This window comes from Fusobacterium necrogenes (genome assembly GCF_900450765.1).
Classification (GTDB): domain Bacteria; phylum Fusobacteriota; class Fusobacteriia; order Fusobacteriales; family Fusobacteriaceae; genus Fusobacterium_A; species Fusobacterium_A necrogenes.
Genome location: NZ_UGGU01000003.1, coordinates 1404345 through 1421127 on the forward strand (window position 1 = coordinate 1404345; position 16783 = coordinate 1421127).

16 protein-coding genes and 1 riboswitch are annotated in these 16783 nt (G+C 30.0%); of the genes, 6 read left to right on the forward strand and 10 right to left on the reverse strand.

Annotation, left to right across the window (positions count from 1 at the left end):
• Positions 1-7: 7 nt before the first annotated feature.
• The 8 genes from clpP to DYA59_RS06645 all read right to left on the reverse strand — a co-directional run bounded on the left by clpP (position 8) and on the right by DYA59_RS06645 (position 8418).
• A complete protein-coding gene (gene clpP, locus DYA59_RS06610) occupies positions 8-583 on the reverse strand; it encodes an ATP-dependent Clp endopeptidase proteolytic subunit ClpP (protein WP_115270578.1) in 576 nt (191 codons plus the stop codon).
• 121 nt (positions 584-704) lie between these two features.
• Positions 705-1991, reverse strand: a complete 1287-nt coding sequence (tig, locus tag DYA59_RS06615) for a trigger factor (RefSeq protein WP_115270580.1) — start codon at positions 1989-1991, stop codon at positions 705-707.
• Positions 1988-3727 (reverse strand): single-stranded-DNA-specific exonuclease RecJ, encoded by a 1740-nt coding sequence (gene recJ, locus DYA59_RS06620; protein ID WP_115270582.1) that lies wholly within the window; start codon positions 3725-3727, stop codon positions 1988-1990. Before recJ ends, tig begins: the two co-directional genes overlap by 4 nt.
• Before the next feature lie 4 nt (positions 3728-3731).
• Entirely contained in the window at positions 3732-4094 is a 363-nt protein-coding gene (gene rbfA / locus DYA59_RS06625; protein ID WP_115270584.1) for a 30S ribosome-binding factor RbfA, read from the reverse strand.
• Between the two features lie 26 nt (positions 4095-4120).
• The gene (gene infB / locus DYA59_RS06630) at positions 4121-6304 is read right to left on the reverse strand and encodes a translation initiation factor IF-2 (RefSeq protein WP_115270586.1); all 2184 of its coding nucleotides are present in this window, start codon (positions 6302-6304) and stop codon (positions 4121-4123) included.
• Between the two features lie 22 nt (positions 6305-6326).
• Positions 6327-6854: a DUF448 domain-containing protein gene (locus DYA59_RS06635; RefSeq protein WP_115270588.1), complete on the reverse strand. Its 528-nt coding sequence runs from the start codon at positions 6852-6854 to the stop codon at positions 6327-6329.
• Between the two features lies 1 nt (position 6855).
• Entirely contained in the window at positions 6856-7920 is a 1065-nt protein-coding gene (nusA, locus tag DYA59_RS06640) for a transcription termination factor NusA (RefSeq protein ID WP_115270590.1), read from the reverse strand.
• A gap of 24 nt (positions 7921-7944) precedes the next feature.
• Entirely contained in the window at positions 7945-8418 is a 474-nt protein-coding gene (locus tag DYA59_RS06645; RefSeq protein WP_147368833.1) for a ribosome maturation factor RimP, read from the reverse strand.
• A gap of 468 nt (positions 8419-8886) precedes the next feature.
• Here DYA59_RS06645 and asnA point away from each other — a divergent pair, with 468 nt between their 5' ends.
• From asnA to nhaC, 3 genes are all read left to right on the forward strand, one after another.
• Positions 8887-9882: an aspartate--ammonia ligase gene (asnA, locus tag DYA59_RS06650; protein ID WP_115270594.1), complete on the forward strand. Its 996-nt coding sequence runs from the start codon at positions 8887-8889 to the stop codon at positions 9880-9882.
• Between the two features lie 89 nt (positions 9883-9971).
• Positions 9972-10060, forward strand: a riboswitch (SAM riboswitch).
• 94 nt (positions 10061-10154) lie between these two features.
• Positions 10155-11309: a methionine adenosyltransferase gene (gene metK / locus DYA59_RS06655; protein ID WP_115270596.1), complete on the forward strand. Its 1155-nt coding sequence runs from the start codon at positions 10155-10157 to the stop codon at positions 11307-11309.
• A gap of 222 nt (positions 11310-11531) precedes the next feature.
• Entirely contained in the window at positions 11532-12908 is a 1377-nt protein-coding gene (nhaC, locus tag DYA59_RS06660; RefSeq protein ID WP_115270598.1) for a Na+/H+ antiporter NhaC, read from the forward strand.
• Positions 12909-12998: 90 nt separating this feature from the next.
• Here nhaC and DYA59_RS06665 read toward each other — a convergent pair whose 3' ends face one another.
• Complete coding sequence (locus DYA59_RS06665; RefSeq protein WP_115270600.1) at positions 12999-13967, reverse strand: type I phosphomannose isomerase catalytic subunit; 969 nt, start codon at positions 13965-13967, stop codon at positions 12999-13001.
• A 131-nt stretch (positions 13968-14098) separates the two neighbouring features.
• Here DYA59_RS06665 and DYA59_RS06670 point away from each other — a divergent pair, with 131 nt between their 5' ends.
• The 3 genes from DYA59_RS06670 to DYA59_RS06680 all read left to right on the forward strand — a co-directional run bounded on the left by DYA59_RS06670 (position 14099) and on the right by DYA59_RS06680 (position 16106).
• Entirely contained in the window at positions 14099-15142 is a 1044-nt protein-coding gene (locus DYA59_RS06670) for an aldose epimerase family protein (RefSeq protein ID WP_115270602.1), read from the forward strand.
• 83 nt (positions 15143-15225) lie between these two features.
• Positions 15226-15504: a hypothetical protein gene (locus DYA59_RS06675; RefSeq protein ID WP_115270604.1), complete on the forward strand. Its 279-nt coding sequence runs from the start codon at positions 15226-15228 to the stop codon at positions 15502-15504.
• Positions 15504-16106, forward strand: coding sequence for a lysine exporter LysO family protein (locus tag DYA59_RS06680; protein WP_115270606.1), 603 nt, complete (start codon positions 15504-15506; stop codon positions 16104-16106). The genes DYA59_RS06675 and DYA59_RS06680 overlap by 1 nt, the downstream gene beginning before the upstream one ends.
• Positions 16107-16154: 48 nt before the next feature.
• Here the strand turns inward: DYA59_RS06680 and DYA59_RS06685 are convergent, their stop codons facing one another.
• Complete coding sequence (locus DYA59_RS06685; protein ID WP_115270608.1) at positions 16155-16757, reverse strand: sugar O-acetyltransferase; 603 nt, start codon at positions 16755-16757, stop codon at positions 16155-16157.
• Positions 16758-16783 lie beyond the last annotated feature (26 nt).

Here is a 16783-nt window from a genome sequence, read left to right on the forward strand (position 1 = left end):
CTCCTTTCTACTTCTTAAATACTTGATCAATAAGTCCATATTTTACAGCTTCTTGAGCTGACATATAGTTATCTCTTTCAGTATCTTTTAAAATCTCATTAATACTTTTTCCAGTAGCATTAGCTAAGATTTGAGATAGCATCTCCTTCATTCTCAAAATCTCCTTAGCTTGTATTTCTATATCAGTAGCCTGTCCTCTAGCCCCTCCTAATGGTTGATGAATCATTATTCTTGAATGCTCTAGTGCAAATCTTTTTCCCTTTGCTCCAGCAGATAAAAGCAATGCTCCCATACTTGCAGCTTGTCCTATACATACTGTTTGTATATCAGGTTTGATATAATTCATTGTATCATATATAGCCATTCCAGCAGTTACTACTCCACCAGGACTATTTATGTACATAATTATATCTTTTTCTGGATCTTCAGCTTCTAGAAATAAAAGCTGAGCTACTATTGCATTAGCAACATTATCGTCTATCTCTGTACCTAAAAATATTATTCTATCTTTTAAAAGTCTTGAATATATATCGTAGGCTCTTTCTGACCTACCATCATTTTCTATAACAGTTGGATTATACATATCTACCTCCTTAAATAAATAATTCAATAATAATATTAATTACTCTTCAATTATTTACTTAAAAACTCCATATTCTTTTAATGGTATAGGAAGCAGTTCTCTGCTTCCTATTTTTTAATTACTATTTTGCATTACTAACTATTACATCAATAGCTTTTTGCATTAAGCACTCACCTTGAACTGTCATTTTGAAATTGTCATAGTTTTTGTGCTTGTTTAACTCTTCTTCCAATTTAGCTAAATCCATTCCATACATTTTAGCTATTTCAGTCATTTTTTCTTTTATTTCATCTTCAGAAACTTCTATTCCTTCAGCTCTAGCTATAGCCTCTAGTATTACATCAGCTTTAGCTTTTGCAGCTGCCATTGGAGCTATTTGTGCTTCTAATTTAGCTCTATCCATACCTGTCATTTGCATGTACATATCAAATCCTATTCCTTGAGCTGCTAATTGTTGCTCCATCTCAGCTAATCTAGCTCTTACTTCATTAGCTATCATAGATACTGGTATCTCTACACTACTTGTGGAAGAAACTTTATCTAATAATTTTCCAATGTACTGATTTTTTACCCTTTCTTCTTCTCTAGCTTTTATTTTTTCTTCTGTTTTAGCTTTCATATCTTCAACATTTTCAAATCCAAACTCTTTTGCCAATTCATCATTTAATTCAGGAGTTATTAATTTTTTAATACTATTTACTTTTACTTTAAATACAGCAGGTTTTCCAGCTAAATTAGCTGCATGGTACTCAGTAGGGAAAGTTACATTTACTTCTCCTTCTTGTCCAGCTTCATATCCTACTAATTGCTCTTCAAAAGTATCTATAAACATTTTTGAACCTAATTTTAAAACATGAGAATCAGCTTTTCCACCTTCGAAAGCTACACCATCAACAAATCCTTCAAAAGCTAAATCTACTGTATCTCCCATTTGAGCTTTATATCCTGCTTCTGTTTCCTCTAGTTTAGATTTACTATTTACCATCATTGTAATTTCAGCATCTAATTTTTCTGGAGTCATTTCAAAAATTTCTTTTTCAACTTCTAATCCTTTATACTCTCCTAATGTTACTTCTGGATATACATCTACATTAAATACAACATCGAACTCTTCTCCTAAGTTAGCTTTTACATTATTAATATAGCTAATAGGCATAATATTTTCAGCTTTTATAACTTCCTCATAATATTTATGTAATACTTTATCAGTTACCTCTTCTTTTACTGCATCTTTGAATTGAGCTTCTACAGTATTTACAGGTACATGTCCCTTTCTAAATCCTGGCACTTCCACTTTTTTAGCTAATTCCTTTAAAATAGCCTCTTTTATAGGCTTTACTTCTTCAGCAGTAAGACAAATCTTAATCTCCACTGCAGAGTTTGCAACTTTTTTTAATTCGTGTTTCATTGTTCCTCCTTAATTTTTTTAGTAAAAATTTCATAGAAATCATCTTTTATTTTTATATCCTTAATTCTTATTTGGATAATTTCTTCACCTTTATATATTACTTTCTCTGGATAGTAAACTATATCAAATTTCTGTATCTTAGGTTCTATATCATTTATTTTATGTCCCATATCAAAAGCTACCATATGATAACTCTTCCCATTTTTTTTTATAACTCCATTAAAATGTCTATCATTTACCCCAAATTTTCTAATATATTCAAAAGCTAAATTTCTATCTATGAAAAGAGAGTATGGATTATCAAGACCAAATGGCGCTAAGCACTTCATGGCCTCAAATAATTCATTATCCACTTTTTCAATAGGAAGCTCCATATCTATTTTAAGGATTTTTTGTTCCTGTTCCATCTTTATTTCATCTATATTTTCTTTAAACATTCTCTCAATCTCTTTTAGATTTTCCTGTTTTACTATAAAACCAGAAGCTAAATCATGTCCACCAAAACGTACAAGCTTATCCTTCATAGTCTGGAAAATATTAAATATGCTGACACCTCTCACACTCCTACAAGAAGCCTTCCCTATGTTATCTCTTAAAGCCACTAAAGCTATTGGCATATTATACTTTACACTAAGTCTAGATGAAACTACACCTATAACTCCTGGATGCCATTTTCTTGAATATAAAAATGCACATTTAGTATTCTTTCTATCCATCTTTTTTATTTTTAAGTCTGCTTCATCATATATAGTTTTTTCTAATTCTCTTCTTTTTTTATTAGCTTTTTTCATCTCTTCGATAATATTATATATTTCAAATTCATCATTTTTTAAAAAAAAGTCTGCCCCCATTTTAGATATTCCTATTCTACCTAAAGAATTAATAAGAGGAGAAATAAAATAGCTAACGTCTGTAGTATTTATCTCTTTATTTTGAAATTTCAAATATTTTAGAAGATACATAAGCCCTTTTACCTTTGTTCTACTTAAAATTTTCAATCCCTCTTTTATTATTATTCTATTTTCATCTACCATAGGAACTACATCAGCAACTGTACCTATCATCACTATATCCATATATTGATATAATTTTTCCATATCAGCATTTAATTTCTTATAAACACCTTGTGCTACCTTCAAGGCAACACCAGCTCCAGATAAATATTTAAATTCATATGTATCACTTAATTTAGGATTTAATAATAATAATTCATCGTCCTCTTTATCTTTAGTTGATTTATGATGATCAGTAACAATTACATCCATTCCTAAACTCTCAGCATACCTTACATCTTCTATAGAGTTTACTCCAGTATCTACAGTTATTACCAACTTACATTCTCTTTTTTTCATGAAGTCTATAGCCTTTTTATCTAAGCCATACCCTTCCTCCATTCTATTAGGGATGTAATAATCTACCTCTATTCCTATTTCACTAAATACTTTAACCAAAAAAACTGCTGCTGTAATACCATCAACATCATAATCACCATAAATAAATATTTTCTCTTTTTTTGCTCTTTTTACTAATATCTTCTCTACCACACTATTCATTTTTTCAAATTTAAAAGGGTCTCTAAAATCTGAAATTTTAGGATCTATAAACTTATCAACACTTTCTTCATCTATAAAACCTCTATTTAATAATAAAGTAGTCAGCAGTTTATTTTTTTTCCATTCTATAGCCTTCATATCAATTAGAGATTGGGGTAATGGATTATATTCCCATTTCGTCATATCTTTATCCTTTTAAATCGTTTAAAAGTTTTGATATTTTTATTGCATGCTCAATTGAGTCATCTAGTTTCACCCTTATCTCTGGTATATATCTTATCTCTATTTCTTCAGCTACTCTTTTTCTTAAATACCCTTTTATCTGATTAAGCCCTTCTAATATTTCCTTTTTATCTACAGCTTTTTCTTCATTTATTTGTCCAGGCATAATACTAAAATACACATCTGCAAACTTTAAATCTTCAGTAACCTTTATATTTGTCACTGAAACCAATCCTTTTATTTTTGGATTTTTTACTTCTTGAAATAGAACTTGAGATATCACTCTACTCATCTCTTTTTCTATTCCAGCTAATCTTTGTCTCTTCATAAAATAAGCACTCCTTTATCACTAGATTATTTTAGAGTTCTTTTTATTTCTTGCATTTCAAAAGCTTCTACTATATCTCCTTCTTTGATATCATTGAAGTTCTCTATTCCAAGTCCACATTCTTGACCTGTCACTACCTCTTTTACATCATCTTTAAATCTTTTAAGCGATGCAAGTTTTCCTTCATACATCACAATACCATTTCTAAGAATTCTAACATTAGCATCATTTCTTACCTTACCATCTACAACTACACATCCAGCAACATTTCCAACCTTTGAAACTTTAAAAACTTTTTTGATCTCTATTCTTCCTAAATACACTTCTTTATACTCTGGATCTAACATACCTGTTAATGCTTTTTCTATATCTTCAGTTATATGATAAATTATATTTGAAGTTCTAATTTCAACTCCATTAGCTTCAGCTTCTTTTATCGCTTTAGTTGTAGGCCTCACATTAAATCCAATAATAATTGCATTTGATACTTCAGCAAGTTTCACATCACTTTCTGTAATTGCTCCAGAAGCTGCTTGAATAATATTTACAGCTACTTCACTTGTCGATAATTTTAATAATGACTCCCTCAGTGCATCAACAGAACCCCTCGAATCTGCTCTTAATACAAGATTTAACTCTTTTACATTTTCATGATCAAACTGCTCTGATAAAGATTCTAAAGTTATAGTCTTCTTACTTGTTTCAGCTAATTTTCTCTCTTTTGCTACCTCTTCCACAATTCTTTTTGCATGCTGTTCATTTTGAATTACATACATAGTATCTCCAGCTTGAGGCACTTGTGTAAATCCTATTATCTCTGCTGGTTGTGAAAGTTCTACTTTTTCAACTCTCTCCCCTTTATCATTTATCAACGCTCTTACTTTACCATAAGTTTCTCCAGCTACTATAACATCTCCTATTTTTAAAGTTCCTTCTTGAACTAAAATATCTGCTATTGGTCCTACTTTAGGGTCAAGTCTTGACTCTAGCACAACTCCTTTAGCTCTTTTCTTAGGATTTGCTTTCAATTCTAATATTTCAGCTGTAATAAGTATTGTATCTAACAAGTCATCTAAATGTAATTTTTGCTTAGCAGACACCTCTACAAATTCAGTATCTCCACCCCATTCTACTGAAACAAGTCCATGCTCCATTAACTCCTGCTTTACTCTCATTGGATTAGCTTCTGGTTTATCTATTTTATTTACAGCTACAATTATTGGTACATTTGCTGCTTTAGCATGTGATAATGCTTCAATTGTCTGTGGCATTACTCCATCATCTGCAGCTACAACTAATATAGCTATATCAGTTACTTGAGCTCCCCTAGCTCTCATATCTGTAAAAGCTTCATGTCCCGGAGTATCTACAAATGTTATCTTTTTACCACTTTTTATTATTTGATAAGCTCCTATCTTTTGTGTAATTCCTCCAGCTTCTCCCTCTACTACATTACTCGCTCTAATAGCATCCAGTAAAGAAGTTTTTCCATGATCAACATGTCCCATTATTGTTATAACAGGAGGTCTTTCTTTTAAATCCTCATCCTTATCTTCTACTTCAAGAGCAAATTTTTCTCCAAACTCTAACTCAATCTCTTCCTCTTGTTCCACTAAAACATCGTAATCCATTGCTATTTCTTCAACTGTATCTATTGATAGTGGACTATTTATCGTCAACATTTGCCCTTTTAAGAAAAGCTTTTTAATTATCTCAGAACTAGATATTCCTAATCTTTCAGCAAAGTCACCAAGAGTGATCTCTCCTCTTATTTTTATTATTTTCATTCCATCTTCTTCAATAGTTTCAGAACCTACAGTTTCAACAGTTTTCATTACAAAATCTGTTCTTCTTCCTTTTTTCTTCTTATTTTTTTTATTTCTTTCTTCATCATTTCCATCAAAAGATACTTTTTTATTATTATTCTTTTTACTCTTTTTACCTTTTTTTGAAGTGATTTCTTCTTCAAAAATTTCATCTTCCTCTAAAAGTTTTTTATTCAAAGCTACTCCTTTTTCTTCTACAATCTCTTTTGGGGCAGTTATATCTTCAAAATATTTCCTTACCCTCTCTACATCTTCAACACTCAATCCAGATAAATTTTTTAAATTTTCTGCAGTTTCTAATTTTATCTCATCTCTTAGTAAATTTAAAAAATCTTTACTATTCATTCCATACTCTTTTGCTAACTCATGTACTCTCTTTTTCATTGAAATACCTCCTAAATTTAGGTTATTCTATGAGTCCACGGGCCATCTTCTTACTTTTCACAGCAATTACACTGACTTCTCCTTTTCCAAAGATTTCACCAAGTTGATTCTTATTACCAAAATATACATACTTTATATTTAATTCCTTCGCTTTTGCTAGAAGTTTTCTCTCATTTTTTTCACTTATATCTTCTGCAAGAACAAAAAAATGTATGTGTTCAATATCTTCTAAAACCATATTCACTCCAAAAGATAAAGCCTGTGAGTTCTTCATTGCCTTCAAAATATTTAAATAGTCCTTTTCACTTTTTTTTAATAGATTTAACATTTTCATTAAATCATCTGTACTCATCTTTATTTTTTTATGCTTTGTTAATCTTTTTAAACATTCATGGGATTTACAAATATAATATCCTCTACTTTGAGCTTTTTGTTTTTCATCAAAACTATACTTATCTTCAGTTAATTTTACAATTCTAAAAAGTTCTTTTTTCTCTACTTTTTTTCTACAAACAAGACAAGTCCTCTCATGGATAATAGTAGTGTTCAATTTACTCTCCCTCTTCTACTCTATCTAAAGTTTTTATATCTACTCTCATTCCAGTCAATTTTGCTGCAAGCCTTGCATTTTGTCCATTTTTACCTATAGCAAGTGAAAGCTGTGAATTATCAACTATTACTCTAGCTGTATTTTCTTCTTCCACTACCTCTACGCTTATCACTTTAGCTGGACTTAAAACTGCTGAAACGAACTCTTCAACTGATTCTTTCCAAATAACTATATCTATTTTCTCTCCGTTTAACTCGTTAACTATATTCTTTATTCTAAGTCCTTTTTGCCCAATACATGCTCCAACAGTATCTATATTAGAATCCGTAGAGTATACAGCAACTTTAGCCCTTGATCCAGCCTCTCTAGCAACTGCTTTTATTTCTATAAGTCCAGATGTAATCTCTGGAATCTCTAATTCAAAAAGTTTTCTTAATAAGCCTTCATGCTTTCTAGAAATAATTATTTTAGGAAATTTATTTGTTTTTTCTACCTCTGCTAGATAAACTTTTATTCTTTCTCCAACTCTATAGGTATCAGCTGGTGATTGTTCTACTGGTGGAAGAATAGCTTCTATTCCATCAAACTCTATAAATATATTCTTTCTCTCATCTATTCTTCTAATAATACCATTTATAATATCATGCTCTCTCACTTTAAATCTATCATAAACATACTCTCTTTCAGCTTCTCTCACTTTTTGAATAACTATCTGTTTTCCATTTTGAATAGCATTCCTTCTAAATTCTTCACAATTCACTTCTATCTTTATAGTATCTCCAATCTTGACTCTCTTTTTTATCTCTAATGCATCATCATAAGCTATTTCTACAGCTGCATCATATAAATCTTCAGTAGGTACAACAGTCTTTATTTCATAGATTTTTACATCTCCAGTCTCTCTGTCAATTTCTACTTCTACATTTTCCTCCTCTCCATAGTTCTTCTTATAAGCAGCTAATAAAGCCTGCTCAACGGTTGAAAGAAGGTTCTCTTTACTTATACCTTTTTCCTTTTCTAGTTCATCCAAAGCCTCTAAAAATATTTTAGCGTCTTTACTTTTCATTGATTTCCCTCCTGAAACTTTATCTTAAATTTCATCAAATTCATATACAATATTTGCTTTTCTTATTTCTGAAAAAGGAATTTCCATAACTTTTTCCTCTTCTACTTCTAGAAGAATTCTATTTTCTTTACAATCAACTATAACTCCTTCAAAATTTTTTTTATCTTCAATCTTATGTTTTAAGGCTACTCTTATTTTTTCTCCTTTAAACCTCACATAATCATTTAATTTTTTTAATGGTCTTTCTATTCCTGGTGAAGATATCTCTAAAAAAAATCTTTGTTCAATTAATCTATCTATATCTTCATCAACTTTACCACTTATAGTCGCACACTCTTCTAATGTAATATCTCCATTTAAGTTTTCTACATATACTCTCACATACCAATATCCACCATCTTGTATATACTCTACATCTACAAGAGATAATCCCATTTCTTCAACAACAGGTGTCACTATTTTTTCTATTTTTTCGACTATTTTTTGTTGGTTATCTATCTTCTCCACCAAGTTTCACCTCTTTTCCAAATTTTTACTACTAAAGAGGGAGTGGATATAAAAACCCACTCCCTCTAAAACTAGCATACTACTTTATTTTAAGTATTATATCATATGTCTAAAAAAAAATCAATTATTACTCAAAATAAATTTACCTTTATTTTTAATACTCCAAGTAATATATTTTAAAAAAATATTGACTTTTTTAATAAAAAGGTGTATTCTTATCACATAGATTTATGTTTTATTTCCTATGGAGGCAGGTTATGAAGTTTTATATTTTCGAATTTACTGCACAACTTAATAATAATAATAATATGTCGAGGTTTGGACTCTAAGTAGTATATTCTACTTGTGGTACAAATCTTTTTCGAGTTTAATTGATTTGTACCCGACCTTGTTTATAAACCATTCGGGTACAACCGAATGGTTTTTTTTATTAAAATAATCTTAAAGGAGTGATAATATATGAAAAAAAATTATGATTGCAAGCTAGATTTATTTGAAACTGAAGTAGCTATAAAAAAGGTAAAGGATTTTTTTGAAAGAGCTTTAGCTTATGAATTAAATCTTACAAGAGTTTCTGCTCCCCTATATGTCAGAAAATCTTCTGGCTTAAATGATGATCTAAATGGAATAGAAAGACCTGTACAATTTGATACTCATTGGGATAAAAATGAAGAATATCAAATTATACATTCTCTTGCAAAATGGAAAAGAATGGCTTTAAAAAGATATAGATTTCCAGTTCATACTGGACTTTACACTGATATGAATGCTATTAGAAGAGATGAAGATCTAGATAATATCCATTCTATGTATGTTGATCAATGGGATTGGGAACTTATAATTAACAAAGAAGAAAGGACTACAGAAACCCTTAAAAATATCGTAAATAATATTTATAAAGCACTTAGAAAAACTGAAGAATTCATTAATAGAGAATATCCAGTGTTCTCTACAAAACTTCCTAAAAATATTTTTTTCATAACTTCACAGGAACTAGAAGATGCTTATCCTGAACTTACAGCTAAGGAAAGAGAAAACGAAATTTGTAGAATCCATAAAGCTGTATTCATATCTCAAATAGGTAAAACTTTAACTTCTGGAAAAAAACACGATGGAAGAGCTCCAGACTATGACGATTGGGAATTAAATGGAGATATTTTAGTATGGAATCCTATATTAGAGCAAGGCTTTGAACTATCATCTATGGGAATTAGAGTAAGTGAAGAAAGTCTTCAACTTCAATTAAAACTTGATGGCAAAGAAGAAAGAAAAGAACTACCTTTTCATAGATCTCTTATAGCTAAAGAACTTCCATATACAATTGGTGGAGGAATAGGACAATCAAGAATTTGCATGTTTTTTCTAGAAAAATTACATATCGGAGAAGTTCAGGCATCTATATGGCCTGAGGAAATGATAGAAAAGTTTGCTAAATTAGGGGCATATTTTCTTTAATCTTTTTGTCTCTTTAAAATTTATTTATTAAAATATAATTGAATAAATTTGTTGACTTTTTTAGTCCTAATATGATATACTATCCTAAATAACCATCAAGAGAGATTGAGGGACTGGCCCTATGACATCTCAGCAACCTGCTTTTCTAGTGTGGTGCTAACTCCTGTACAGATGGATGAAAAGATTGAATCTGAATTGTAAATCCTTCATCTCTCTAAGTGAAGGATTTTTTTATTGATAATTTCATTGAATTTTTAGGAGGATAATTAAAAATGAAAAATTTAACTTACTTTACATCTGAATTTGTGTCACCTGGACATCCTGATAAAGTCTCTGACCAAATATCTGATGCAGTATTAGATGCTTGCCTTGCTGATGACCCTAATTCTAGAGTTGCTTGTGAAGTCTTCTGTACTACTGGACAAGTCATTGTTGGTGGTGAAATCACTACTTCTACTTATATTGATATCCAAGATATTGTTAGAACTAAAATTGATGAGATTGGATACAAAGAAGGAATGGGATTTGACTCTAACTGTGGAGTACTTAATGCTATTCATGCTCAATCACCTGACATTGCTATGGGTGTTGATGTTGGTGGTGCTGGTGATCAAGGAATAATGTTTGGTGGCGCTGTAAAAGAAACTCCTGAACTTATGCCACTTGCTTTAGTTTTAGCTAGAGAAATTTTAGTTAAATTAACTAAAATGACTAGAAGTAAAGAATTAACTTGGGCTAGACCTGATGCTAAAGCTCAAGTAACTTTGGCTTATGATGAAAATGGAAAGATTGATCATGTTGATACAATCGTATTATCTGTACAGCACAACCCTGATGTAACTCAAGATCAAATAAAAGCTGATGTTAAAGAAAGAGTAATAAAACCAGTACTCGAAGCATATAACTTAAATCCAACTGATGTTAAAAAATATCATATCAATCCAACTGGAAGATTTGTTATAGGTGGACCGCATGGAGATACAGGACTTACTGGAAGAAAAATCATAGTAGATACTTATGGTGGATACTTCAGACATGGTGGAGGAGCATTTTCAGGAAAAGATCCATCAAAAGTAGATAGATCAGCAGCTTATGCAGCAAGATGGGTAGCTAAAAATATAGTAGCAGCAGATTTAGCAGACAAATGTGAAGTACAACTATCTTATGCAATAGGAGTAGTAGAACCTACATCAGTAAAAGTAGATACATTTGGAACAGGAAAAGTAAGCGAGATAGAGCTTGCTGAAGCTGTTAAAAAAGTATTTGATTTAACACCAAGAGGAATAGAAAAATCATTAGAATTAAGAAGTGGAAAATTCAAATATCAAGATTTAGCAGCATTTGGACATATAGGAAGAACAGATTTAGATATTCCATGGGAAAAAACAAATAAAATAAAAGAGTTAAAAACTATATTGAATAAATAAAAATTTAATAAGATAATAACGTAAAACTCTTGATCAAGTACTACATCTAAAATTTTAAATATCTAAGATTTTAGATGTAATTTTTTTATAATCAAATTTATTAAGAAAGTACTTTAAACTTTCATAATAAGTTGTATAAAAAAATATTGACTTTTTCTTTAATGTAAAGTATATTAAATTGTCATAAAAAATATTTGTAATAGAGGAGTTGATAAGAGCGAAATGAAAAAGAGACAAGTATCCCTTTCTTGTGCATTGTTACCAATAATATTTCTGGTAGCGATACTTTTTTACTCAGTACAAATAGCTCAATTAGAAGTACACATACCAATATTTATTTCTGCTATATTTGCAGGGTTTGTTGCATTAATAAGCAAATATGCTACTTGGGATGAACTAGAAGATGGTATTGTAGAAACAATAAAAATGTCTATGAGAGCCATTCTTATCCTTATGATAATAGGAATGGTTATAGGAAGTTGGATTTTATCAGGGATAGTTCCATCCATGATATACTATGGTTTAAAAATTATTAATCCCTTAGTATTTTTACCAATTACAGTTATAATATGTTCAATAGTATCTCTTTCTACAGGAAGCTCATGGAGTACAGCTTCAACAGTTGGAATTGCTTTAGTAGGGATAGGAGAGGGTCTAGGCTTACCTCGTCCTGTAATAGCAGGAGCGATAATATCTGGAGCGTATTTCGGAGATAAACTTTCTCCAATGTCTGATACAACAACATTAGCACCAGCTATGGCAGGAGCTACATTATTTGACCATATTAAGCACATGCTTTATTCAACTGTACCCGCTTATATATTTACATTAATTGGATTCATCGTATTGGGAATAAAACACAGCTCAGACGGAGAGGTTGATACTGCTCAAGTAAATGAAATATTGAATGCTCTATCTAATTCATTTAATATTAATCCATTTCTTCTATTAATTCCTATATTTGTAATTGGAATGGTAGTTATGAAAGTTCCTGCCATTCCTGGATTATTTATAGGTTCTATAATAGGAGGAATTGCTGCCATACTTTTTCAAGGAGCTTCTTTAAAAGACGCTCTATACTCTTTACACTATGGCTTTAGTGGAAGTACAGGAAACTCTATGGTAGACGAATTATTAAATAGAGGTGGAATGAATTCCATGATGTGGACTGTTTCTATCATTCTATGCGCAATGACCTTTGGCGGAATAATGGAAAAATCTGGAATGTTAGGAAGAATAGCCCAAGAAATATTAAAATTTGCTAATACAACAGGTAAATTAATTTTAGCAACATTATTGACACCTATGTTTATCAATTCAGTAGCTGGAGATCAGTATCTTTCAATAGTTATTCCTGGAAGAATGTTTAAAGAAAGTTATGAGAAGAGAGGACTTGCTCCTAAAAATCTTTCAAGAGCCTTAGAAGATTCAGGAACAATGACATCAGCCCTTATCCCTTGGAATACATGTGGAGCCTTTATGATGGGAGCTTTAGGAGTAGGAGCTTGGGTATATGTTCCATATTGTTTATTCAATATAATTTCACCACTGATCTCTGCTTTTTATGGTTTTACAGGATTTACAATAGAAAAAAAATAAAAACAAAGAAGAAAATTTTCCTCTTCATAGCTCCTTACTATTACGAGTAAAACTTTCTTCTTTTCTTCAACTAATATGGTTTAAAATCTACTATAAATAAGATTTCAAAACTTCGACTTTTCCTTTTAAAACTGTTTTTAATCCAGCTGGAATGAAATATGTATCTCCTTTTTTTATAGAGTAAGAATTACTATCACAAATAATCTCTCCCTCTCCGTCCAATATTGAAAGAATTTTAAAATTTTTATTTGTTTCATCTTCAAATTTTCCATCTATTAGATATTTATCTACATTAAAATATTGTCCTCTTACTAATTCCTCTTTTAGTGCACCTACTAATGAAATTTTTTGTCTATTTTCAGAAGTTGTAACTTGAATATCTCCTTCAAAATCTATTACATCTAAAGCTTTATCTATATGTAAATCTCTTAATTTCCCATCTACTAATCTATCAAAATCATAAATTCTATAAGTTGTATCTGAATTTTGTTGAACTTCACAAATTAAAATAGAACCCTCTAAAGTTGCATGAACTACTCCAGGTAATAGATTTATAAAATCTCCTTTTTTTACTTTTATAGTATTAAATAAATCTGTAAAATCTTTTTTTTCAACTTTTTCTTTAAAAATTTCTTTTGTTATTCCTTCTTTTATTCCTAAAATAAGTGTAGCATCTTCGCTAGCTTCCATTACATACCAACACTCACTTTTTCCAAATTCTCCCTCTACTCTAAGAGCATACTCATCACTCGGATGAACTTGAACTGATAATCTATCATTTATATCTAAATATTTTATAAGTAATGGAAACTCTCCTTTAAATCTTTCAACTATCTCTTCACCTAATATTTCTCCTTTATTTTGTTCTATAACTTCAATTAAACTTTTTCCTGTATATTCCCCATTTTCTATATATGATAACCCACCTTTATGAGAACTTACTTCCCAAGATTCTCCATATAACTCAGTATCTGGAAGCTCCATATTTAAGACCGTATTAAATTTTCTTCCACCCCATACTTTTTTTACTAATGTTTTCTTAAATTTTAATGGATACATTTTTACCCTCCTTGATATTTCATTTTTACTAATATATTTTACAATTTATTCTAATTTTTTACTAGCAAGTTTTTTATTTAAGCATTACATTTTTCTATTTTCTATGTTAGAATATTAACTGAGGTGAGATTATGGAAATAACTATTAAAAGCTGGGGAGTTAGCAAAAAAAATGAAAAAATTTTAATGTATACTCTTAAAAATAAATTTATGGAAATTGAGATTATAAATTATGGAGGAGTTCTTAGAAGAATATCTACTCCTAATAAGGAAGGAATTTTAGAAAATGTAGTACTAAACTTGCCTTCGATAAAAGATTATGAGGAAAGGTCGCCTTACTTTGGTTCACTTATTGGTAGAAACGCTGGAAGAATTAGTAATGGAACTTTTTCATTAAATGGAGAAACTTACACATTAGCTAAAAATAACGGAAATAATAATCTTCATGGTGGAATAGATAATTTTGGACATAAAGTATGGAATGTTGAGGAAATTAAAGGTGAAGATTTTATTGGTCTTAAACTTTCTTTAGAAAGTCCACATATGGAAGAAGGATTTCCTGGAAATGTCAAAGTTGAAGTTAAGTATATTTTAAAAGGAAATGAGTTATCTCTAGAATATTATGGAACTAGTGATAGACCAACATATCTTAACTTAACTAACCACACATATTTTAATCTTAGTGGAGATTTCAAAAGAGATATTACTGATGAATATCTTCAACTAGATTGTGATGAATTTATAGCAGTAGATGAGGCTACTCTCCCTGTTGAAATAAAATCTGTAACTAATACAGCTTTTGATTTTAGAAATTCAACTCTTTTAAAAGATTTTTTATACTCTGATGATGAGCAAATTAAAATTGTAAATCAAGGTCTTGACCATCCTTTTATCTTAAGACATAGCAGAGAAAATGTTATTTCTCTTGAAGATAAAATTTCTGGTAGAACTTTAGAAGTAGTTACAAATCAACCAGCTGTAGTCATTTATACAGGAAATTATTTACATGAAATTGGAAAATTAAATGAAGAAATAGAGTGTAAGAAACACATGGGAATCTGCTTTGAAACTCAAAACTATGCTGATGCTTTAAGATTTTTACCTGATAAAGCATTTATTACTACTCCTGATTCTCCTTACATTCAGAAAACAAAATTTATTTTTAATATAAAATAAAAATAAATTGACAAAAATTACTTATATTCCTATAATATGGATTATTATATAAGTAGTTTTTTTATTTTATTTGGGAGGATTTTATGTCTGATATTCTTTTATATGTTTTCATCATTTTAGTTGGTTTTACTATCTCTAAAAAAAATTTAATTCCAGATTTAATCTTAAAAAAAATAGCACACTTTCAAAATATCTCACTATTTATTCTTTTAGGATTTATGGGTTATAAAATTGGAGCTGATAAAAAGCTGATACGTTCTCTTCCTACTATTGGATTACAAGCTTTTAGTATTGCCGCTGTCTCTATTTTATTTAGTGTTGCTTTAACTTATCTATTCTATAAAAGAAGAGGTGGTAAATAATGTTAGGGATTACAATTTCTATTTTTATAGGAGTTTTGAGTGGTTTATTTCTCAAATCTACATTTTTGTTAACTACTATAGATGTCTTTATAAAATTAGGACTTTGTTTACTCTTATTTTTTGTCGGAATAGATATTGGTAACTATAAAAATTTAACTAAAAGTCTTAGAAAAATTAAAAAGAAAGTTATCTTTCTTCCTATTGTTACAATCTTTGGTTCTCTATTAGGTGGTCTTATAGCCTCTTCATTTTTGAGTCTCTCTTTTCCAGAAACAATAGCAATAAGTTCTGGTATGGGTTGGTACTCTTTCTCAGCAATTGAACTTGCCAAAATAGATGCTAACCTTGGAGCTATCGCCTTTTTATCTAATGTTTTTAGAGAACTTTTAGCAATTTTATTCATACCTATTATTGCTAAATACTTAGGTGGATATGAAGCTATAAGTTGTGCTGGTGCTCCTGCTATGGACTCATTACTTCCATTTATAAATAGAAACACACCAGCTAATATGGCTATTGTTTCTTTTTACTCTGGACTTATAATCACTCTTGTGATTCCTGTACTTCTACCTTTTTTAATCTCTATATTCAAACTTGCATAATTTAAAATGGGACTATTGCAATAAAACTTGCAATACCCCATTTATTTTTTAATCTATATCTATTTCTAAGTCCTTGTAGTAGTATTTTAAATCTCTTTCCCCTATCTCTCTCAAAACCCTACATGGATTTCCTACTGCTACTACATTCTCTGGGATATCTTTCGTAACAACACTTCCAGCTCCAATAACACTATTCTTACCTATTTTTACACCTGGTAATATTATTGAGCCTCCACCTATCCAAACATTATCTCCTATATATACTGGTACATTAAATTGAGCTTGTCTTTTACGAATGTCTGGTCTTACAGGATGAGTTCCTGTATCTATTATTACATTTGGACCTATTAATACATTATTTCCTATATAAATATCTGTATCATCTACTAAAGTTAAGTTAAAATTTGCATAGACATCATTTCCTAAATGAGTATTTCTTCCCCAATTAGCATGAAGAGGAGGTTCTATATAACAATTATTTCCTACCTCTGCTAATAACTTTTTCATAAATTCCATTCTTTTTTCCATCTCACTAGGTCTAGTCATATTAAAATCATATAATAAATCCAAACATTCTAATTGCTCTTTCATTAATTTCTCATCATTACTATAATATAACTTTCTATTTTTCATTCTCTCTCTTATATCCATATATTTCCTCCTAATCATAAATAGAG